The organism is Pseudomonas tolaasii NCPPB 2192, from assembly GCF_002813445.1.
GTDB classification, from domain to species: Bacteria; Pseudomonadota; Gammaproteobacteria; order Pseudomonadales; family Pseudomonadaceae; genus Aquipseudomonas; species Aquipseudomonas tolaasii.
The window spans coordinates 2,342,502-2,363,003 of record NZ_PHHD01000001.1 but is presented as its reverse complement, the minus strand read 5'-3'; the positions used below and the strand labels follow the sequence as shown (position 1 = coordinate 2,363,003).

The 20,502-nt window shown below is 60.7% G+C and carries 23 protein-coding genes, 1 tRNA gene and 2 pseudogenes; 10 read left to right on the top strand and 16 right to left on the bottom strand.

Annotation, left to right across the window (positions count from 1 at the left end):
• Positions 1 to 6 precede the first annotated feature (6 nt).
• The 8 genes from sctR to sctW are packed head-to-tail and all read right to left on the bottom strand — an operon-like array spanning position 7 to position 7,986.
• Positions 7 to 660, bottom strand: a complete 654-nt coding sequence (gene sctR, locus ATI14_RS10855) for a type III secretion system export apparatus subunit SctR (protein ID WP_016971242.1) — start codon at positions 658 to 660, stop codon at positions 7 to 9.
• On the bottom strand, positions 657 to 1,670 hold the full coding sequence (locus ATI14_RS10850; RefSeq protein WP_016971243.1) for a FliM/FliN family flagellar motor switch protein: 1,014 nt from the start codon (positions 1,668 to 1,670) through the stop codon (positions 657 to 659). The genes sctR and ATI14_RS10850 overlap by 4 nt, the downstream gene beginning before the upstream one ends.
• Positions 1,667 to 2,125, bottom strand: a complete 459-nt coding sequence (locus tag ATI14_RS10845; protein ID WP_016971244.1) for a type III secretion system HrpP C-terminal domain-containing protein — start codon at positions 2,123 to 2,125, stop codon at positions 1,667 to 1,669. Before ATI14_RS10845 ends, ATI14_RS10850 begins: the two co-directional genes overlap by 4 nt.
• Positions 2,122 to 2,550 carry a type III secretion system stalk subunit SctO gene (sctO, locus tag ATI14_RS10840; protein ID WP_016971245.1) on the bottom strand — a complete coding sequence of 143 codons (429 nt, stop codon included), beginning with the start codon at positions 2,548 to 2,550 and terminating at the stop codon, positions 2,122 to 2,124. The genes ATI14_RS10845 and sctO overlap by 4 nt, the downstream gene beginning before the upstream one ends.
• Positions 2,537 to 3,895, bottom strand: a complete 1,359-nt coding sequence (locus ATI14_RS10835; protein WP_016971246.1) for a FliI/YscN family ATPase — start codon at positions 3,893 to 3,895, stop codon at positions 2,537 to 2,539. The genes sctO and ATI14_RS10835 overlap by 14 nt, the downstream gene beginning before the upstream one ends.
• Positions 3,892 to 4,791 carry an FHA domain-containing protein gene (locus ATI14_RS10830; protein WP_016971247.1) on the bottom strand — a complete coding sequence of 300 codons (900 nt, stop codon included), beginning with the start codon at positions 4,789 to 4,791 and terminating at the stop codon, positions 3,892 to 3,894. The genes ATI14_RS10835 and ATI14_RS10830 overlap by 4 nt, the downstream gene beginning before the upstream one ends.
• Positions 4,792 to 4,828: 37 nt before the next feature.
• A complete protein-coding gene (gene sctV, locus ATI14_RS10825; protein WP_016971248.1) occupies positions 4,829 to 6,916 on the bottom strand; it encodes a type III secretion system export apparatus subunit SctV in 2,088 nt (695 codons plus the stop codon).
• Complete coding sequence (gene sctW, locus ATI14_RS10820; RefSeq protein ID WP_016971249.1) at positions 6,913 to 7,986, bottom strand: type III secretion system gatekeeper subunit SctW; 1,074 nt, start codon at positions 7,984 to 7,986, stop codon at positions 6,913 to 6,915. The genes sctV and sctW overlap by 4 nt, the downstream gene beginning before the upstream one ends.
• 263 nt (positions 7,987 to 8,249) lie before the next feature.
• Between sctW and ATI14_RS10815 the strand changes: the two genes are divergently transcribed.
• From ATI14_RS10815 to ATI14_RS10780, 9 genes are all read left to right on the top strand, one after another.
• Positions 8,250 to 8,801: an RNA polymerase sigma factor gene (locus tag ATI14_RS10815; protein WP_016971250.1), complete on the top strand. Its 552-nt coding sequence runs from the start codon at positions 8,250 to 8,252 to the stop codon at positions 8,799 to 8,801.
• Positions 8,802 to 9,036: 235 nt separating this feature from the next.
• A tRNA-Met gene (locus ATI14_RS10810) sits at positions 9,037 to 9,113 on the top strand.
• A gap of 95 nt (positions 9,114 to 9,208) precedes the next feature.
• A complete protein-coding gene (locus tag ATI14_RS31830; RefSeq protein WP_016971251.1) occupies positions 9,209 to 9,331 on the top strand; it encodes a hypothetical protein in 123 nt (40 codons plus the stop codon).
• Positions 9,328 to 10,161, top strand: coding sequence for an EamA family transporter (locus ATI14_RS10805; RefSeq protein ID WP_016971252.1), 834 nt, complete (start codon positions 9,328 to 9,330; stop codon positions 10,159 to 10,161). Before ATI14_RS31830 ends, ATI14_RS10805 begins: the two co-directional genes overlap by 4 nt.
• Before the next feature lie 103 nt (positions 10,162 to 10,264).
• A complete protein-coding gene (locus tag ATI14_RS10800; protein WP_016971253.1) occupies positions 10,265 to 11,044 on the top strand; it encodes a PhzF family phenazine biosynthesis protein in 780 nt (259 codons plus the stop codon).
• Between the two features lie 36 nt (positions 11,045 to 11,080).
• On the top strand, positions 11,081 to 12,910 hold the full coding sequence (gene ggt / locus ATI14_RS10795; RefSeq protein ID WP_080519806.1) for a gamma-glutamyltransferase: 1,830 nt from the start codon (positions 11,081 to 11,083) through the stop codon (positions 12,908 to 12,910).
• 25 nt (positions 12,911 to 12,935) lie between these two features.
• Entirely contained in the window at positions 12,936 to 13,640 is a 705-nt protein-coding gene (gene pgeF, locus ATI14_RS10790; RefSeq protein WP_016971254.1) for a peptidoglycan editing factor PgeF, read from the top strand.
• A gap of 241 nt (positions 13,641 to 13,881) precedes the next feature.
• Positions 13,882 to 14,124, top strand: a complete 243-nt coding sequence (locus ATI14_RS10785) for a hypothetical protein (protein ID WP_016971255.1) — start codon at positions 13,882 to 13,884, stop codon at positions 14,122 to 14,124.
• Positions 14,111 to 14,425, top strand: a complete 315-nt coding sequence (locus tag ATI14_RS10780) for a helix-turn-helix domain-containing protein (protein ID WP_016971256.1) — start codon at positions 14,111 to 14,113, stop codon at positions 14,423 to 14,425. Before ATI14_RS10785 ends, ATI14_RS10780 begins: the two co-directional genes overlap by 14 nt.
• 26 nt (positions 14,426 to 14,451) lie before the next feature.
• Here ATI14_RS10780 and ddlA read toward each other — a convergent pair whose 3' ends face one another.
• The 4 genes from ddlA to ATI14_RS10760 are packed head-to-tail and all read right to left on the bottom strand — an operon-like array spanning position 14,452 to position 17,054.
• The gene (gene ddlA / locus ATI14_RS10775) at positions 14,452 to 15,546 is read right to left on the bottom strand and encodes a D-alanine--D-alanine ligase (RefSeq protein ID WP_017253757.1); all 1,095 of its coding nucleotides are present in this window, start codon (positions 15,544 to 15,546) and stop codon (positions 14,452 to 14,454) included.
• A 44-nt stretch (positions 15,547 to 15,590) separates the two neighbouring features.
• On the bottom strand, positions 15,591 to 16,229 hold the full coding sequence (locus ATI14_RS10770) for a LysE family translocator (protein ID WP_016971257.1): 639 nt from the start codon (positions 16,227 to 16,229) through the stop codon (positions 15,591 to 15,593).
• Between the two features lie 32 nt (positions 16,230 to 16,261).
• A complete protein-coding gene (locus tag ATI14_RS10765) occupies positions 16,262 to 16,483 on the bottom strand; it encodes a helix-turn-helix domain-containing protein (RefSeq protein WP_017253759.1) in 222 nt (73 codons plus the stop codon).
• Positions 16,484 to 16,490: 7 nt separating this feature from the next.
• Positions 16,491 to 17,054: a DUF2975 domain-containing protein gene (locus ATI14_RS10760; protein WP_016971259.1), complete on the bottom strand. Its 564-nt coding sequence runs from the start codon at positions 17,052 to 17,054 to the stop codon at positions 16,491 to 16,493.
• 200 nt (positions 17,055 to 17,254) lie between these two features.
• Here ATI14_RS10760 and ATI14_RS10755 point away from each other — a divergent pair, with 200 nt between their 5' ends.
• On the top strand, positions 17,255 to 18,076 hold the full coding sequence (locus ATI14_RS10755; protein WP_016971260.1) for an AraC family transcriptional regulator: 822 nt from the start codon (positions 17,255 to 17,257) through the stop codon (positions 18,074 to 18,076).
• A 3-nt stretch (positions 18,077 to 18,079) separates the two neighbouring features.
• On the opposite strand, the gene ATI14_RS10750 is transcribed toward ATI14_RS10755, so the two are convergent.
• The 4 genes and pseudogenes from ATI14_RS10750 to ATI14_RS10740 form a co-directional block, all read right to left on the bottom strand.
• On the bottom strand, positions 18,080 to 18,655 hold the full coding sequence (locus ATI14_RS10750; RefSeq protein ID WP_016971261.1) for a flavin reductase family protein: 576 nt from the start codon (positions 18,653 to 18,655) through the stop codon (positions 18,080 to 18,082).
• 60 nt (positions 18,656 to 18,715) lie between these two features.
• Positions 18,716 to 19,147 (bottom strand): annotated as a pseudogene (locus ATI14_RS31980) (methyl-accepting chemotaxis protein); the annotation flags it as partial.
• A 108-nt stretch (positions 19,148 to 19,255) separates the two neighbouring features.
• Positions 19,256 to 19,942 (bottom strand): annotated as a pseudogene (locus ATI14_RS31975) (PAS domain-containing protein); the annotation flags it as partial.
• Positions 19,943 to 20,137: 195 nt separating this feature from the next.
• Positions 20,138 to 20,470 carry a DUF2790 domain-containing protein gene (locus tag ATI14_RS10740; RefSeq protein ID WP_016971263.1) on the bottom strand — a complete coding sequence of 111 codons (333 nt, stop codon included), beginning with the start codon at positions 20,468 to 20,470 and terminating at the stop codon, positions 20,138 to 20,140.
• Positions 20,471 to 20,502: the final 32 nt, after the last annotated feature.

Sequence of the window (20,502 nt, the reverse complement as noted above, 5' to 3'; positions counted from 1 at the left end):
GGGCGCTCAGAGATAAGAAAGGAACAGGCTGTCGAGTAACCGTGACCAGCCGGAGACGAGCACGAACAGCAGCAATTTGAGGGGCAGGGAAATGGTCATCGGCGAGACCATTTGCATGCCCAGCGCCAGGAGCAGGTTGGAGACAATCAGGTCGATCACGACGAACGGGATATAGATCAGAAACCCGATCTCGAACCCTGACTGCAACTGCGACAGCACAAACGCCGGAATCAGCAGAATGAGGTCTTCGCGCTGAACTTCCTGTGCCATCTGCGCCGGCCACATGCGAGTGGTGTTTTCCAGAAGATGGGTCAGCACATCCGGGTCCACGTTGCGAAGCATGAACGTGCGCAGCGGCTTTATCGCTTCCAGCCCGGTCTGCTGCATGGTCTGTACATTGGCCAGGTTGAGCGGCGTGACCTTGACGACCTCGGCGATTTCATAGCCCACCGGCGCCATGATGAACAGCGTCGCCGCCAGCGCGATAGCGTTGATCGCCATGCTCGGCGGAACTTGCTGCACACCAATGGCGTTGCGCGTAATCATCAGCACAATCACGATTTTCAGAAACGCGGTGCACACAATCAGCAACATCGGCATCAACGACATTGCCCCAAGGAGCAGCGCGAGAACGAGAGGATCTACGCCCTGGAAACTCATCGGGAAAACATCACTCGGGTCAGTTGCAGGCCGAGTCGCCCGTACACTTCGACCAACTGCCCCTGGCCAATGGGGCGGTCGCCGTAATAGAGCCCGGCCATGCCAGGCGCGTACCCGGAGATACCCAGCACCGCGCCGGGGGCCAGATTGCGCAATTCCCCAAGCGTCAGGTTCAGGGTGCCGCAGCGCACATGGAGTGCCATGCTCAACTCATCGAACGGCTCATGACCGAATACGTCCTCCACCGGTTCATGGTCGTTCTGCCCAAGGTAATTGGGCTCTGCAAAATCTTCATCCACACCGGTGTCCTCAATAGAAGTTAGGGTCAGGCGCAACAGCCCGGATTCATCGTCAATACGCCCGTGCAGGCGTTGCCTGCCTGCCTGTACATAGCCGTCGCCCCCGGCCTGGAAAAAACTCTGCTCAAACATCAGCACATCGCCTTGCGCCACACGGTTTACCTGCGTGACGGGCAACTGCAAACGCCCAAGCGCAACAGCAACCGCCACCTGAAACACCGCGGGCAGTGACCCGGCGACAGGTCGCCACCGGCCCGCCTCACACAGGGCGAGAAAGCTCTCGGGGGCCAGCCACAGATAGCTCACGGCCCTCGCCCCGCCCAAGGTCACCGTCAGGCTGCAGCCAAAGCTCGAAGGGCGATCCGTTGCCAGCAGTCGTACGTAACCCAAGAGCCCGCGCACCTGCGGGCTGAGATGGTGCAGGAACAGGTCCCAGACCCAGGAGTGCGGATCGTTGTCGGCGTGTGCCAACGTCACGGGGCACTCGCCCAACAAGCTGAACAAGGGCCCCGGGTCGGAGAAGGCCAGGACGCCGCGTGCCGTTTCAAAGCACATGGGTGTGACGCCGACCGGGTCAGGGCCGGGCTCAAGCAGCAGCTCTCCCTGTTCTGCGGCCACCTGAAACGCCATGCGTAAACCGCGCCCCAGGTGACGGCGGGCCGCAACCGCCTCCTCCTTGAGCGTTGGCAAAGTCAGCAACGACGCCATCATGCCAAGCCCGTATTGGCCAGGCTTACGCTGACAGGTGCCCCCAGACTCTGTGTGAGGCCGTCCTGAAAACGTTGCCGCACACCGCCGAGCCATTGCGCGGTTGACTCTTCCTCCGCAGCCAGTTCCACGCTCCACTCTCCCTGCTCGCGGCGTACACGCGTATTGATCCGCCCCAGACGCGGCACGTACAACACCGCCACCAATGGCCACTGCGAAGCGCCCAAAATCCGCGGCACCAATTGCTCGGTCAACGCCTGGATCATGGCGATGTGAGCTGAGGCCTTACTCGCCGTCAGGGACGCGCCACTGCCGGCGCCGTCACCACTGCCGTCAAACAGTTGGGCAAAGACACGGGCATGCTCCCACGGCACCACCGACGGATTGGCCCGTGCAGAATCGCTGCGTGGTTCACGCGTACGCGGGCGTTTGGGCGGGCTGCCAGATACCTTCGTCATGTCGGCTCCTGAGCCAGCAAAATGGACAATTCCTGAAGCTTCTCGACTTGGCGCAGGCACAAGGTCACCTGTTTCTGGGCGGTGCCAATTTCAATTTCCTGTTGCTCACGCTGCTCATGCAGTGCGTGTAATTGGCCTTCTTCACGCCGCGTGCTGGCCGTCAACGTTTGCTCCTGGGCGCTCCAGGATTTCAGCGCTTGAAAGGTCAGTACCTGGCCCTGATGCTGATTGAGTAATTGCGCACTTTGCTGCGCCTCTTCCAGCCGGGTTTGCTCCAGCGTGTCCTGCGCCTGACGGATATTCGCGAGCAGGGTTTGCTGGGTTCTTTTTGCCTCACGCAATGCTCGCTCGGCGCGGTCGGCACGGTGCCTGCGCAAACGCCGCAAGGTTTCGATTTCACCCGGCAGCGAATCAGAATGGGACATAGGCGGTCAGCTCCGTCAGTTGCTCAAGGGTGGCCGTCATGGGCGTGGGCTCGCGCAAGTCCTGGCGCAGGAAGCCATCGACCGCCTGGCGGCTGTCCACCGCCATGTCCGTCAAGGCATCACTGCCCGGCTGGTACTCGCCCAGCTTCAGCATCAGCTCGATCTGCTGATAAGCCGACAGCAAACGTCGCAACGCCGTGCCTGCATGAATGTGCTCAGGCTCGGCGACGTTGCTCAAAATCCGGGAAAGGCTGGCGAGCACATCGACCGCCGGGTAATGCCCGCGCTCGGCCAGCTTGCGTGACAACACGATGTGGCCGTCGAGCAGCGACCGCACTTCATCGGCCACCGGGTCGCTCATGGAGTCCTGTTCGATCAGCACGGTGTAGATCGCCGTGATCACCCCGTCGCGGGTCAGCCCGGCGCGTTCAACCAGCCGCGGCAACAGGCTGTAGACCGACGGCGGCAAGCCACCGCGCCCCAGCGGCTCGCCCGCAGCCAGGCCGATTTCACGCTGGGCCCTGGCAAACCGGGTCAGGGAGTCGATCAGCAGCAACACGCGCTTGCCCTTGCGCCGAAAACCTTCCGCCAGGGCCGTCGCCGTAAAGGCCGCCCGGGCGCGCTCCATGCTGGAGCGGTCGGAGGTCGCGCACACCAGCACGGCTTTGGCGCGCAACGAGTCATCGAGCTCATGGTCCAGAAACTCGCGCAGCTCACGGCCCCGTTCGCCGATCAAACCGAACACGATCACATCGCACTCGACGTTACGGGCGATTTCCGCGAGCAAGGTGGTCTTGCCGCACCCGGCACCTGCAAACAGCCCGACGCGCTGCCCCTCGCCCAGGGTCAGCAGGCCATCGATCGAACGCACACCGGTTGCAAGGGCGCGGCTGATCCTCGGCCGCTCCGTGGGCAACGGCGCTTCGCACAGCACCGTGCTGGCGTCGGCGCTGTCGCTCTCGACAAACGCACCGTGGCCTTCTCCCGCAATCGGCCGGCCAAAACCGTCCAGCACCTGGCCGAGCAAGTCATCCCCTACCCTCACCCGATGCGGCACACCCAACCTCTCGACGGCGGCGCCCACGCGCACGCCTTCCAGGTTGCCCAAGGCACTGAGCACCGCATCCTGCTGATCGAACCCGATGATCTCGGCGAGCATGTTGTCGCCCGGGGTTTTCTCCACCCGGCACAAATCGCCAATGCGCGCCTCGGGCAACCGGCATTGCAGCAGCATGCCGTTGACGCGTTGAATGCGGCCGCGCTGGGTCACGGGCGTAAAGCGGGTCAAGGCCAGGGACTGTTGCTGCTGCCAGGCGTCCAGACGTTCCTGCAGGTTATCGTTCACCAGCGCACCTCATAGCGTTGCGCGCCGTCGAACACCACCTTGTTGTTGTCGATCAGCACCAGGCGCACACCCTCCACTTCATCCCCCACAAACAGCCGGCTGCCGGTTTCAAGCACCACATGGCCATTCGGCCCGCCGACGATCTGCAAAATTTTGAACGGCAGCGTGCCGTCACTGGCCCGCACACGGCTAAGCACCGGCACGACCGTGTCGAACTGCTCGCCAAACCGGTTGAGCATGCGCGCCACCAGTTCCACGTCGTCCTGAGGCACTTCGCCGTCGAGCACGATCTGGCCGTTGACCACCAGCAAGCTGACCTTCTGGCCCAACTCGCGCTCACCCAACATTTTCAGCAACTGTTGGCGCACTTCGAAAGGCGAAGCCAACGCTTGCTTGCGGTCTGCCGTCGGCATCAACGATGCCTGCGCTTCGCGATCCCCGGTGGACGCCATACCCACGGCAACGAGAATCACCGCACACACCAGTAACAGGCTGATCAAATGCTTGTGCCGTGCGGGCGAAATGGACGACAACGTCAGCGTTAATGGCGCCTTGCTCTCGACGGCCGTCGTTAACGGCTGGGGGGCTGGCGCCTGCGGCCAGGGCTGGTCGGCCAGCGTGACGCACAGGCGCACCACGCCAATCGAAAAAGGTGTGTTGGGTGGCAGGTCGCTGATTTGCGCCAGAACCAGCCCGTCCGCCCCTTGGATGAGCCCGGCCTCGGCCTGGACCGACCAGCCGCCATTGATGAGTCGCAGCCGCGCATGATGCTCGGCAATGCCGGTGTCGTTGAGCAAAAGGTCTGCGTCGGCATGTGCGCCGATACTCCACTGCTCGCCGAACAACGGCAGCGCGGCGCCCTGATGCAAACCACTCAATACCCGAAGCTCGTACATCATCGAGCGCCTTCTGCCGTCGACCGGAGTGACAGGGTCATGCCGCGGCTCCGCGCATCAGCTCGTCCTGGTTCAGGTCGAAACGGCCCAGTACCTTGACCTTGGAAGTGCTGCCCAGCTCGGCAAACGACAGCACCGGCACATGGTTGAATTCTTCCAGCAACAAGGTGCGCAAAGGGCTGCGCAGGTCCTGTGCAACCAACATCACGCTTTTGGTCTTGGGGCGCAGCGTAAAGGCTTGGTTGAGCAGGTTGATCAACGCTGCGCTGTTATCGTTATCGAGCGCGAAGAACACCCCGGTCTGAGTCTGGCGCAACGCTTCACGCAGAATGTTTTCAGTCTGCGGCGCCAGCAGCCAGGCATGCAGGCCATCGGCTTCGCTGTACTGGTGGAAGATCTGCGACTTGAGGGCGATGCGCGCATAGTCGGCCAAGGCATCGGGCTCACGCTCATGCTGGCCGTATTCGATCAGCGATTCGACGATCAGGCGCACGGCGCGCAAGGGCACGCCCTCGCTTGCCAGGCGCTGCAGCACGGCGGAGAAGCGCGAGAGCGGCATGATGCGCTGAAGCTCCTGGACCAGCTCCGACTGGTTGTGCTCAAGCCAACCGAGGATTGACTTGCTCTCCTGAATGCCGAGAAATTGCGGCCCGCTGAGCATCATCGAATGGGTCATGCGCTCAACGATCAAACTCAGGGCGCTGAAGCGCTCAAGGTCCGGGTCAGCCAGCAGCGGGGCATCGGCCGGTAACCATACCCAGTCCTGTTCATCTCGCTCGGGCAAGCCTGGCACCCCCTGTTCCGGCTCCTGCGCCAGGGACGTGCGGGCCACGGCCACTGCGTCGCCCTGAGTGGCTTTGACCATCGGTACTTCATGCACGCAAAAACGCATTTCATCGCTGGCAAGGGCCGGGTTGAACTCCACTTCAAACGGCGGCAACGTCAAACCGATCCGCGCAACGATGCCGTTACGCGCTTTGCGAACCTCATGCACGATTTCCGTCACCCGCTCGGTGCCTCGCAGCTCGGGAGGAAACTGTAAAAGGTAAGGCCGCGAAGGGTCGAACCCGCGCAGGTCCTCGGCGCCGTTTTCCTCCGGTGCGATTTCGACCGTGTTGCCCGCTTCGGCTTTTTCCCGGCGCTGACGCATCAGGTAAAACCCCAGGCAGCCGGTGACCAACGCGATCAGAATAAACACCAGCGTGGGCATGCCCGGCAACGTCGCGAAGGCCAGCATTCCGACCGACGCGATCATCCAGCTCTTGGGCTCGCTGGTCATCTGCCGGGCAATTTCGGCGCCCATGTTGCTCACGCCTTTGCGCCCGTCCGGCGCCACGCGGGTGATGATCATGCCGGCGGTCAGGGAGATCAGCAGCGCGGGAATCTGCGCGATCAGGCCATCGCCGATGGTCAGCACCGAGTACAACGCCATGGAATCGGCGGCGCTCATGCCATGCTGGAACATGCCGGTGGAAAAACCGCCCAGCAAGTTAATCAACACGATCACCAGGCCCGCAATCGCGTCGCCCTTGACGAATTTCATGGCGCCGTCCATGGCGCCGAACAGTTGGCTCTCGCGCGACAGCTGATCGCGCTTGTCACGCGCCTGGATGCCGTCGATCAGCCCGGCGCGCAGGTCGCTGTCGATGGACATCTGTTTGCCCGGCATCGCGTCCAGACTGAAGCGGGCCGCCACTTCGGCAACGCGTTCGGAGCCCTTGGTGATCACCAGGAAGTTAACCAGGGTCAGGATCATGAAGATCACCAGCCCGACCGCCAGATTGCCGCCCACCACAAAATTGCCGAACGCCTCGACGATGTCGCCGGCGTCTTGCTCCAGCAGGATCAGGCGCGTGGTGGCGATCGACAGCGCCAGGCGAAACATCGTGGTCAGCAGCAAGATCGAGGGGAACGAGGAAAACGCCAGAGGCCCCGGCAGGTAAAGCGCCAACACAATCAACAGGCAGGAAATACAAATATTGAGCGCAATCAGAATGTCCACCAACCAGGTGGGCAGCGGCACGATAAAGATGAACACGATAGCCAACACCACCACCGCGCCCAGTACCTCGGCACGCTGCGCAGCTTTCAACAGCCAGCGGTTGACGGTTGCCAGAATGTTCACGCCAGCGTCCTCGGCTCACTGCCAAACCGGGACGGGCCTTTCTCCAGGCGCGTGAACTCATCCATCACCAACAAAAAGGTGTGCAGCCCCTCCTGGCGCCCACGGGTATCGCGCCACAGGGCCATCGGCAAACTTTTCACCACAGGGTAAACGGCATTCAGCGAGGTCAGCTGACTGGCCGTCTCTGCATCGCTCGCCAGTTCACTCGCCAACCGCTGGACTTCGGAAGACCCGATGCCGTTGCCGGCGTAACCCAACAAACGCTGCAACAGGATGACCGCGTCGTGCTCGACCTGCAGGCGTTCGATCAGCCCGCGACAACTGGACAAAACCCCGCCCAGTTGCCCGCAGCTTTGCAACCCCAGCAACAAAGTGCGCAACTTGGCCGTCGGAATGGACGACGCAAGGGCCGCCACGTCATCTGCCAGGGCCCGTCGCATGATGTTGAGCCCGTCGGCAAACCGTTCGCCACCGTACATGCCGAGCAACGCCTGCATCATGTTCGCCAACGATTGGCGCACCACCACATTGGTGTAATACAGGGTGCGTACCGCCTGGCGCTCCTGAGGATCACCGCTGGCCGCCTGCAAGGTCATGGCGATGTTCAGGCCCGCCTGGATCTCCCGCTTGTGGCGCATTTCCAGCCTGGCCAACGCATCACGTGCCAGCGCGGCTTCCGTCTTGCGCACTTCGGCTTCCGCCTGCGCAGTGATCTGGCGCAACACCACATAGGTACGCGCCGGGTCGCCACCCGTGAGCTTCAGCAGGTCCTCGACACTGGGCTGTTTCTTCAGCGCCTGCCTGGCTTGCTGGGTGATGGACGCCAGGCTCGTCTGGGCCGGATGGCCCAACTGGTCATAGAGTTGCGCGAGCTGCTCGGTGGGCGTCATCAGAACGCCCATCGAGCGCTGATTCAGGGTTTTGCTGATCAGCGCCACTTCTCGACTGAACGCGTTGGCAAGCTCATCCAGGCCCGTAGCAGCTTGCGCGCGAGCCTGAACGACTTTCTCGGGGGCAGGCTGCTCCAGGCGCTGGATTTTGTGCAGATCGGGGCTGGATTCGACTTTCATGGGCGTGCCGGGGCAGGAAGTTTGTGTCCCTGTGTGGCAGGCATGCGCCATACGGTTCCATCGAAAAACGATACATAAGGCTTATTGAAAAGACCGGCAAAAACAACACGCCACTTTTGCAAAAAACTGCGCAAAACACTCTCATTTCAGGATATTTATTTATATAAATCAGTGTATTACGCGATTTATTCGCTTGGCACAGCCAGTGCTAAAGGGGTTCTCACCGAAAACATTTCGGCAGCGTCTACCCTGAGGAAAATATCGTGAATATCCCTATTGAAGCTTTAGCGCACCTCGTTGGCAGCTCGCCTCAATTCATGCTCCAACTGACGGACGACCAGCAAAAGAAACTTCGACGTTTTATTCATAAACGCGTGCTCAACCCCGAAGACGCCGATGACATCCTGCAACTGACCTACCTGGAAGCCTGGCGCAACCGCGAACGCTTCGGCGGTCAGGCCACCCTCAGCACGTGGATGTGTGGCATCGCACAGAACCTGATCCGCAACCATTTCCGGCGCATGTACGCCAAGCCGGTGCATTGCGAATTCGACGAATCACTGTGGCATGGTCAGGAAGACACCAAAAACCTGGACTGGGAGTTCGAAGTCAACCGTCGACTCGAGAAAACCCTGAGCGCCATCGACCATCTTCCGGCAGAGATGCGCAAGACGTTGTACGCCTCGCTGGAGACCGACGGCAGTTATCAGGATACTGCCGACGTTTTGGACATTCCTATCGGCACTGTCCGTTCACGCCTGTCGCGCGCACGTGAACAGCTCAAACGCGTCACGCACAACGCCTCACAACCGTAAGCCCGCCGAAAGGCAACGTTGGGCGGCAGGGATATCTGCCCAACCGAATTCCCCGGTTTCAAAGACGCCGGACGCTGCACACACCGCCATCAGATCGCCCCCACCTACACCCCACGCCCGATGTACCACTCGTCGCCGTCTCAGCCGACTTTGGTTAAACAGTTGAAAGCGTAGAAAAATTTTCAATAAAAGTGCTTGACGCATTCCCGTTCTGCGCGAATAATGCGCGCCACTTGGCTACATAGCTCAGTTGGTTAGAGCATAGCATTCATAATGCTGGGGTCCGGGGTTCAAGTCCCTGTGTAGCCACCAAGTACTAAAAACGGCTTACCGAAAGGTAAGCCGTTTTTTTATGCGTCAAGAAAAGTGCTGAGGCATACTCGCCCCCAATCATCAGGAGGCGAGACGTGAACCCCGACTTCTCCAACCCCGGCGTCACCCTGGAACAGCTGCCGTTACAGGCTGACCGCGCTGACTTCCGGCCCTGGGCGCCTTGGCGTGAAGACAGCGACCTGGAACTCGATGCATGAGCCTCGACATCTTCGCAATCATCCTGCTGGGCGCACTGCTCCACGCCACCTGGAATGCAGTGGTCAAGGGCGGCGGCGACAAGTTGCTGACCACTTGCATGATCACCTCTGTCGCCGCCCTGATCGCGCTGGCAGTTATTCCATTTCTTGAGCGGCCAGCGCCGCAAAGCTGGCCGTTCATCGGCGCGTCGGTGGTGTTTCAGGTGCTGTATTTCGTGCTGGTGGCCTCGACCTACCGCATCGCCGATATGAGCCAGACCTACCCGATCATGCGCGGCACCGCCCCGCTGCTGGTGGCAATGGTCAGTGTGCTGCTGTTATCCGAAACGTTATCGGCGTTCGCCTGGCTCGGCATTGCCGTGATATCACTCGGCATCCTGAGCATGGCCGTCGCACCTTCGGTCGGGCGCAAAAACGGACTGATGCTGGCGCTGATCAATGCCTGCGTGATCGCAGGCTACACCCTGATTGATGGCTTGGGCGTGCGTAAATCCGGCGCGCCGGTGGCCTATACGCTGTGGATTTTCCTGCTGACCGGCCTCCCGCTTGCCGCCTGGGCCCTGGCCACTCGACGACGCGAGTTCTGCCGTTACCTGGAGCACCACTGGCGGGCCGGAATCATCGGAGGGTTTGGCACCATCGCGTCCTACGGGCTGGCACTATGGGCGATGACGTCTGCGCCCATCGCCACGGTTTCCGCACTCAGGGAAACCTCAATCCTGTTCGGCGTGGTGATCTCGGCGTTTGTTCTCAAAGAACATCTGACCCTCGTACGAATCGTCGCCGCCTGCATCATTGCCGCCGGGGCGATGTTGTTGCGCCTAGGCTGAACCGACCCTCACAACGGCGCTCAAAAAAAGCCGCCATCTGTACTTTGACGCTCGACTGAACCCACTGTTAGTGTCCAGCCTCCCCCACACCGAGTGCCCCACGGTGAAACTGGATATCTACCAAGTCGACGCGTTCAGCAGTCATGCCTTCGGCGGCAACCCGGCCGCGGTATGCCCGCTCACCGAATGGCTGACCGATGAGCAGCTGCAAAATATCGCCGCGGAAAACAACCTCTCGGAAACCGCTTACTTTGTACCCCGTGGCGATGTTTACGAGCTGCGCTGGTTTACTCCGGAAGTCGAAGTCGACCTGTGCGGCCACGCCACGCTGGCGGCGGCATGGGTGCTGATTCACAAGCTGCCGGGTGCGCCGCAAGTGTTGCGCTTTGCCACGCGCAGCGGCGAGCTTCGGGTGACGCGCAACGGTGATGAACTGGCGATGGATTTCCCGGCCAAACACCCTGAACGTTGCGAGCCGCCGGCCGGAATGCTGAGTGCACTGGGCATCGAACACGCCGAGGTGTATGCCACCGACGATTACATTGTATGGGTCGAGGATGAAGCTCAAATCGCCGCCTTGACGCCGGACTTCGCCCGCCTCAAAGGCCTGCCGAAGCGCGGAATCGCGGTGACGGCCAGAAGCACACGTTTTGATTTTGTCACCCGGTGGTTCGGACCGAACGTGGGCGTCAACGAAGACCCGGTCACGGGCTCGGCCCACACCTCGCTGGCGCCCTTTTGGGCCGAACGCCTGGGCAAGTTGCAGCTCACCGCCGAGCAAGGCGGCAAGCGCCGCGGGCAACTGCGTTGCGAGCTCAAGGGCGACCGCGTGATCATTTCGGGCACCGCGGTACTTTACCTGCAAGGCACGATTTACCTGTAAAACGTACGACCCCAAGGACAACAGATCATTTTCACAATGAACGGAGTTCAGCGCGTGTTTTCGATTTCCCGCCGTCAACTGTCGATGATTGCCGCAGCCCTCGCCCTGGCTGGCTGTCACCCCCCCGTCAACGAACAGCCTCCGGCGCCGGAACCGGGCTCGGGTTATCGCACTGACCTCACCACCCGGCACGCCGAGCGCCACATGGCCGCTGCCGCTAACCCGCTGGCGGCCGAAGCCGGGCGCGAGATGTTGCGTCAGGGCGGCTCGGCCATTGACGCCGCCATTGCCATGCAGGCCGTGTTGACCCTGGTGGAGCCGCAGTCTTCCGGCATTGGTGGCGGCGCGTTCATCATGCTGTGGGACGGGAAAACCGTGCACGCCTACGACGGCCGCGAAACCGCGCCTGCCGGTGCCACCGAGCGCTTGTTCCTGAAAGCCAACGGCACCCCGATGGCGTTTCCCGAGGCGCAGATCGGCGGGCGCTCGGTCGGCACGCCGGGGGTTTTGCGCGCGCTGGAAATGGCGCACAAGCAAACCGGGCACCTGCAGTGGGCCAAGCTGTTCGAGCCGGCCATTCGCCTGGCAGAACAAGGCTTCGCTATTTCCCCGCGCTTGCATGCCCTGATCGCAGCTGACCGCTTCATTCCCCAATCGCCGGACATGGCCGCCTATTTCCTGAAGGCCGACGGCTCGCCAAAAGCCACCGGCACACTGCTGAAAAATCCGGCGCTGGCGGCGGTGTTCAAGCGCATCGCCAAGGAGGGCCCCGACGCGCTGTACCACGGGCCGATTGCCGATGAGATCGCGCGCAAGGTGCAGGACCATCGCAATGCGGGCAGCCTGTCCCAGGCCGACCTCAAGGGCTACACCGCCAAGGAGCGCACGCCGCTGTGCACCGACTACAAACAATGGAAGGTGTGTGGCATGCCGCCGCCGTCGTCGGGCGGGATTGCCGTTGCGCAGATCCTCGGCACATTGCAGGCGCTGGAAACGCGCGATCCGGCGCTGGCCATTGCACCGATGCTGCCGGTGAACAGCCCGTCACCTGCCGGACTTGAACCCACGCCCGAAGCCGTGCACCTGCTCGCCGAGGCCGGGCGACTGGCGTTCGCCGACCGGGGCCTGTACGTGGCCGACGCGGACTTCGTACCCGTACCGGTCGCAGGCCTCGTCGCCCCGGACTACCTGGCCAGGCGCGCCGCACTGATCGGCGAGCGCAGCATGGGCATTGCCAAGCCGGGTACGCCTGCAGGCATTCAGGTGGCCTATGCGCCGGACCGCTCGCCGTTGCGTATCTCCACCTCGCAAGTGGTCGCGGTGGATGACCTGGGTGGCGCCGTGTCGATGACCACCACGGTCGAGGCAGCGTTTGGCTCCCACCTCATGGTTCAGGGTTTTTTGCTGAACAACCAGATGACCGACTTTTCGTTCATCCCCGAAGAAAACGGCCAGCCTGTGGCCAATCGCGTTGAGCCGGGCAAACGCCCGCGTTCGGCCATGGCGCCAACCCTGGTGTTCGACCGTAAAAGCGGCGAGCTGCTGGCGACCGTCGGTTCGCCAGGCGGCTCGCAGATTATCGAATACGTGAGCAAATCCCTGGTGGCGATGCTCGACTGGAAACTCGACCCGCAAGCCGCCATCAACCTGCCCAACTTCGGCAGCCGCAATGGCGCTACCGAACTGGAAGCGGGCTTGTTCAGCCCGGCGCTGAAGCAGGCGCTCAGGGACAAAGGCCACGCGCTGAGTGAAATCGATATGACCAGCGGCATCCAGGCCATCGTGCGCACGCGAGATGCCCAGGGCAAAGCGTCGCTCAGTGGCGGCGCTGACCCTCGGCGCGAAGGCGCGGCGGTAGGCGACTGAGCGTTTAATCAACGGAGAGTGCACCTTGCAACAGGCAGACAACCTCGGCGCCATCCCCGGCATCGACCATGGCTTTTGTACGATCAACGATCCGTCGCGACCAGCTGACGTGTTTTTCTGCAAGCAGGTGCACAGCGCGTCAGTGATTGACTGGCAGCCCGACCAAGTGGCCAATACCCTCGAAGCCGACGGTGTGTTCACCCATCGGCATCAGCCGGTTGCGGTGATTACCGCCGATTGCCTGCCCATTTTGATCGCCGCCAAAAACGCTCAGCGGGTAGCGGCCGTGCATGGCGGCTGGAAGGGGCTGCAAGGCGGGATTGTCGCCAACGCCATCCAGCGTTTTGCCGAGGACGGGATTCCTGCCGACCAGTTACAGGTGGCCATCGGGCCGTCGATCAAGGCGTGCTGTTATGAAGTCAGTGACAGCTTTATCGCGCAATTTCCGGCGACTCAGGAACACCTGTGGCAGCCCACTCAACCCGCGCCGTTATTACCGCCGCAAATCCCACCGCCCCATGCCCGGCAAGCCGGCAGCGCGTGGTTTGATTTGAGCGGGTATGGGGTGATGTTGTTGCTGGAGGCGGGGCTCAAGCGCGAGCAAATTGAAGTCAGCCAGGTGTGCACTTATTGCACGTCGCCCAGCTTTGCCAGCTACCGCAGGAGGACGCACAACCCTGAAGAGGCGAAGACGCTGATTTATTCGTGGGTTGCTCGTACGCTCGGGTGAGAACACGCCTACAGACTAACTTCCCGTTTCTTACCCGTTGCCCCGCGCATAAAAAATCCTGTCTTGTTTTGCGATAAAAAGCTCCTTGAGAAGAGCTTTTTCTCCTGAGATTTTCTGGCTTGCCCTTCTTGCCAGAGGCTACGTCAAAGACGTAGTATTTTGCGTGTTAACGATTATAGAATCTCCGCTGTTCAGCAGACTATGGCCCGATTACTGGACCGAGGAGGAAAGGGGTATTTTTATGGCTTTTCTGGCCAATCACCCTGAAGCCGGCACTGTGGTTCCCGGGTCGGGTGGCTGCCGCAAGGTACGCTGGAGCCTGGAAGGTCGTGGCAAGAGTGGAGCGGTGAGAGTCATCTACACCACACAGCTGACTTGCGGTGCCCTGGTGGCACTCCTGATTTACGGAAAGGGCGCAACCGAGAATATCCCGGCACATACCCTGTACAAAATAGCGAAGGAAATGAACCATGCCGCTCACTGAAAAACAGCTGAAGGAGCGCGACTCCAAACGCAATATCGGCGAAGAATTACTGGCCGCTGTCAAAGATGTCAAAGCAGGACGCTATGGCTCGACGAACCACATTGAAATGACCCCGGCGGCGCAAGCAAGAAGCAAGACAGGCTTGTCACAACCCAGGTTTGCCGAGCTCTTGGGGGTTTCGGTAAGAACCCTTCAAGAATGGGAACAAGGCCGCCGCTCGCCTTCCGGTGCGGCACGTTCTCTGCTGCACATTGCGACTATAAGACCCGATGTGTTTCGTGAAGTACTCAGTAACGCCTGATAGCGTTACTGATTGCTGACGATCAACTAACGGCTGATCTTCAACCCCTTGCGCCCCGCATGCCGTTCCTGTGCCAGCTCAATCAAGCGGCTTACCAACTCGCTGTAGCTCATGCCTGCCGCCTGCCACAGCTTGGGGTACATGCTGATGCGGGTGAAGCCGGGCAGTGAGTTGATTTCGTTGATCAGCACTTCACCGTCTTCGGTGAGGAACACATCCACCCGCGCCAGCCCGGCACAACCCAACACTTCGAAGGCGTCCACCGCCAGACGCCGGATGCGCTCGCTCGCCTCGTGGCTGATAGCCGCCGGCACCACCACTTGGGCGGCCTGGTCGTCGATGTATTTGCTGTCGTAGGAATAGAAGCCGTTGCTCACCACAATCTCGCCACAGCCACTGGCGATCGGGTTTTCATTGCCCAGCACCGCGCATTCGATTTCACGGCCTTTGACAGCGGATTCCACCAGCACTTTTTCATCAAAACCCAGGGCCAGTTCAACAGCAGCGTGATACCCGGCTTCATCGGCGACTTTGCTCACGCCCACTGAAGAGCCCTGGTTCGCCGGTTTCACAAACAGGGGCAACCCGAGCTTGTTCACTGCGGTTTCAAAGGAAGTGCGCGAGGCGTTGCGGCGGGTCAGGGTGATAAACGGAGTCACCGCAATGCCGGCATCGCGCAGCAGGCGCTTACTGATGTCCTTGTCCATGCACACGGCCGAACCCAGTACGTCGGAGCCGACGAAAGGCAAATCCGCCATGCGCAACAAACCTTGCAGGCAGCCGTCTTCGCCGAGGGTACCGTGCACGATAGGGAAGATCACGTCGATGTGTTGCAGCAGGCCCTGGCCGGAGGTTTCAACCACTTGCTGGCTGGCCTTGCCCGGCACCACCGCCAGTTCGCGGTTGGATTGGTTGAGCGCGATAAGGGCCGGGTTTTCCTGGTTGATCAGGAAGTTCGACGTATCGTTGAGGTGCCAGTGGCCGGCCTTGTCGATGCCGATCAGCACCGGCTCGAAGCGCGAGCGGTCCAGCGCATCGACGATATTGCGCGCCGATTGCAACGAGACTTCGTGCTCGGCCGAACGGCCACCAAAAATAATACCTACCCGCACCTTGCTCATGACCCGGCCTCACTGTTGAAAGTAAGGCTTCATACCATGGGCGATCAGCGATTCGCTACCAGATGTGCGCCGAACAACAAGTAGCAACCGCCGGCAAAGCGGTCGAGCCACTTGCGCGAACGGCTGTAGACACTCGCCATCCGCTCGCTGGAAAACACCAGCGCCACAGCGGTATACCAACTGAACGACAAAGTGGCCATCACGATCACCGCCAGGGTCAACAGCATGGGAGAAGGCGAAGGCGGCATGGTCGACGCGAAAATGGTGGCGACAAACAGCGCCGACTTGGGGTTGGACAGGTTACCAAGCAACCCCAGACGCCAGGCCGAGAACATCGAACGTCGGGGTTCATCCGGCAGCATCTGCTGCCCGGCAGCAGGCGTCGAACGCTTAAACAGCTTGAGCCCCAGGTAAATCAAATAGCAGCCGCCGATAATCTTGAATGCCACGTACAACATGGGTGCAGCCGTGAACAACGACTTGATACCCAGGCCTCCCGCCAGGCCCCACAAAATGGTCCCCGACGCGACACCCGCCGACGCCGCCACGCCATGACGGCGCGAACCGTTGGCAGCCAGTTGGGCAATGTTGAAGAAGTTAGGGCCGGGGGTCACCACGGCGACAATCCAGAGCAGCCCCAACGACACCAAAGGTGCTGCGTATGCCCAGTGTGGAAGCGTCATGGCGGGTGTCCTCTCGTAAGGCTGATAAGTCGTTATTGCTCAGTGTCTGGCTCAGGTTTGTGCACCAGCAAGTCACCCGGTTGGCATTCCAGGTAGGCACAAATGGCATCCAGCGTGCCGAGCCGTATCCCCTTCACCTTGCCTTGCTTGAGCAAAGACAGGTTCTGTTCGGTAATCCCGATAGCCGCAGCCAGGTCCTTGGATTTGACCTTGCGCCGGGCAAGCATAACGTCCAACTCAATCACAATGGGCATTTCAATCTCAAACAAAGGTGCGGTTTTCAGAATCCACTTCACTGGCCTGCCACAGGATACGCGCAATCACTGCGATGCAAGCCGCCAGGAAGAGCGCCACAAAACTGGGCGTAGTCACACTCAGCGTGATCAGCCGCTGACCGACCGGCTCATTCATTGTCACCCAGGCACTCAACAATGGCTCACATAAAAAATCCAGCAGCACCCAAACGGCGACAGCCTTGCCCACCTTGCCCAGATGAAACGCAGCCTTGCTGGAAAAGTACTCACCGCGAGCATAGCTCTGAAACAGTTTGCGCAGGTGGTTCAAGCCGGATGTAAGCGCCAGCAACGGCACGCTGGACAGCAGGATAGCTCCGAAGATTTGCCACATCGGGAACAAGGCCACTTTATCAATGCGCCCCTGAATCAAGCGATCGCTCAAGGCGAAGTTCAAACCAAGCCCCTGAGGTGAAGAACCGAACACCGGGAACAGCCACCCGGCAGCGTTAAGGGCGAGCATGCTGATAATCAGCACCAGCGTGACCACTGACATGCGTTGGCTGAGCAGGGCAAGACTTTGTGTATTCATGGAAGGCCTCGTGAGTTGAATGTGGAGGCAAAGTAGCTCACAAATTATCGTAAAACAATAATTTTTTATCGATAAATAATGTTTTCCTACAGACCAAAGAATTTATTCGGACGAAACGCTGCACAATCGTACAAGACCCCACCAGACAACCCGCGCAGACTGGGTTAACGTGTTTCCATCTCTACATGTGACAAGCCACCATGGGCAATCCGACTTCCACCCTCGACTGGCTGCACCGCGCCCCGCACGCCAGTGGCCTGGACCGTATCGAGGCGTACTTCGCCGGCTTCGCATTCGACCCGCACCGCCATGACACCTACGCCATCGGGCGCACGCTGTTCGGGGTGCAGAGTTTTCATTATCGCGGCTGCATGACCCACAGCCTGCCGGGCACGACCATGGTGATTCATCCCGACGAAACCCATGACGGTCGCGCCAGCAGCGTGGAGGGTTTCAAATACCGGATGATCTATGTGGAGCCGGCGCTGATCCAGCAGATTCTCGGCGGCAAGCCGTTACCGTTTATCCCCAAGGGTTTGTCCACGGACCCCAGGTTATTCCGTGCCAGCGAAGTGCTGCTGCAAAGCCTGGATTGCCCGATCGACCCCTTGCAAGAGCAAGACGCGATGTTCGACCTGGCCCAGGCACTGAGCACCACTTCCGGGGAAATCATCAGCCGCAAATCCTTCGATTACGTGGCCGCCGAGCGCGCCCGGGAATTTATCCACAGCGCGTTGGGCCGCAGCATTACGCTGGATGAAATGGCCGACCATTGCGGCCGCGACCGCTGGGCGCTATCGCGGGACTTTCGTTTGCTGTTCGGCACCAGCCCCTACCGCTACCTGACCATGCGCCGCCTGGATATGGTGCGCAGCCTGCTGGCCCAGGGCCAATCGCTGGTGGACGCCGCGATGACCGCAGGTTTCACCGACCAGAGCCACATGACCCGGCAATTTCGCAGCACCTATGGCATGCCGCCGTCGCGCTGGGTGAAGATGTCGGGCCGCGTCCAGCGCGGCTGAGGCTTACAGCTGACGACCGACGACCGGCTCACCAATGGTCAGGAAATTGCCGCCCGCCACATGGTGCAACGTGCGCAGTTCAGCATGGTTTTCGAAATGCCAGTGCCCTTCGCTGAAGACACGCTCGTCGGCGTAGGCCGCGACCACTTCGCCGAGAAACAGGTCATAGGTCTGCTGGTTGTGGGGTTCGGGCAACAGGCGGCACTCAAGCCACGCCACACAACCTTCCAGCAGGGGCGCTTCGGTGTGCTCGCCGGTAAAGGTTTGCAGGCCATACGCAGCGAATTTATCCGTTTCGGAGCCGGTGGTGTTGCCGACCGTCTGCACAAGATCAGCCTGGGCCACGCAGGGCACCTGGAGCACGAAGGTGCCGGCGCCCTCCAGCAGTTGGCGAGTCCAGGTGGACTTGTCCAGCACCACGGCGACTTTCGGCGGCTCAAAGTCCAGCGGCATGGCCCAGGCTGCAGCCATGATATTGCGCTGGCCATTGTGCGCCGCGCTGACCAATACGGTTGGCCCGTGGTTGAGCAAACGGTAGGCCTTGGACAGCGGAACGGGGCGACGATGGGTAGGGCTCATGGAGGGTAGGCTCTTCAAGCGAGAAAAAACCTACGATACCTCAAGCCTGAGCCCTGCGGGTCAGCTGGACAGCTGATTGGCGAATTGGCCGACAGCGCTGACCACCTTTTGCGCACCGTCCTGAATCTCGACGATCACCGCGCCCGCCTCGGCCGCCAGCGCCAGGCCCTGCTCGGCTTGCAGGCGGCCATCGGTCATCAGGGTCACCGCGTCGCGGGCCATGTCCTGGTTCTGCCGCACCACGCCGACAATCTCCTCGGTGGCCTTGCTGGTACGCGAGGCCAACTGGCGAACTTCATCGGCCACCACCGCAAAACCACGTCCCTGCTCACCGGCACGGGCCGCCTCGATGGCGGCGTTGAGCGCCAGCAGGTTGGTCTGTTCGGCGATGCCGCTGATGGTTTTGACGATGGTGCCGATCACTTGGGACTGTTCGTTCAGCGCCTCGATGCCTTCGCCGGCCTGCTGCATGTGCTTGGCCAGGTCACGCATCACGTCCACCGCCTGGGTCACCACCGTGGTGCCGCGCTGGGCACTGCTGTCGGTTTGCAGCGACGTGCTGTAAGCGATATTCGCCGCGTCGGCCACGGCCTGTTCCTGGTTGACCTGATCGGTAATCACCGTGGCGAACTTGACCACTTTGTACAGCCGGTCCGAAGCGTCGAGCACCGGGTTGTAAGTGGCCTCCAGCCACACCACGCGACCATGGCTGTCGACGCGCTTGAAGCGTGCGGCAACAAATTCCCCCGCGTTCAAGCGCTTCCAGAACTGTTGGTACTCGGCGCTGTTGGCCTCCACCGGCTCGCAGAACATGCGGTGATGTTTGCCCTGGATCTGCGCCAGGCTGTAGCCCATACCGCTGAGGAAACGATCATTCGCGGTCAGTACATGGCCGCCGAGGTCGAACTCGATGACCGCTGTGGAACGCACCAGCGCGGTGATCAGGTTTTCATGCTCACGCGAGGCCTCAATGGTGCGGGTGAGGTCACTTGCGTATATCGAAAAGTGTTTAATGCGCCCATCCGAGCCGCGCACTGGCTGCAGAATCGAACGCAACCACGCTTCCTTGCCATTGCTGCGCACCAAGCGCACGGTGCCGGCGAAATGTTCACCGCGCACCAAGGCATTTTTGAAGCGTAGCTGGAACTCATCCTGACGCAGATGAGACGGAACCAGCTCTTCAATGGGGCGCCCCACAATGTTTGAGGCCTGGTAGACCAACTCCTGCAGAAAGTTGGCATTGGCCCATTCCACCCGGCCATCGGCGTCCAGCGTCAGGCACAGCATTTCGCTTTCCAGGCTCTCCTTGACCTGCTGCAAGCTGGACAACTCTTCGCGAAGAGCCGACAGCTCCTGCTTCAAACGGGTGTTGAACATGGGGCACCGATGGTCATAAAGGGAGAAGGATCTGACCTGCATCGGCGCTGCCGGCATTTTCTTAAGAGCACTTTGAGGCTGGGCCCAATTCTTTTTTTGGATCCATTAGCCACCGTTGTTTCGGCACACGCCCATCACTTGATATTGAAGGGTGTTGAGCTTGCCGGTGGAGTCCTCGTAGGTCATGCGCGACGGCACGGCCTCGCACGAACGAATCGGCGGCGTCACGTTGACCACTTTGGCAATGTCCAGCTTCATGCCGTAGCGATACGCCTTTATTTCGGGGGCCGGCTTGCCCTTTTTCTCGGCATAGGCCGCCATGGCTTTCTCATTGCGCTCCATCATCAGGGCAAAGGTGCGATCCCCACCGCCTTCGGCCAGTGCGCCAAAGGACAACACCGCAATGAATACGCCCACCGCCATTTTGTAAAAGTTCATATCAAGTTCCTCGGTTGAAAAGTTCAGTGCCG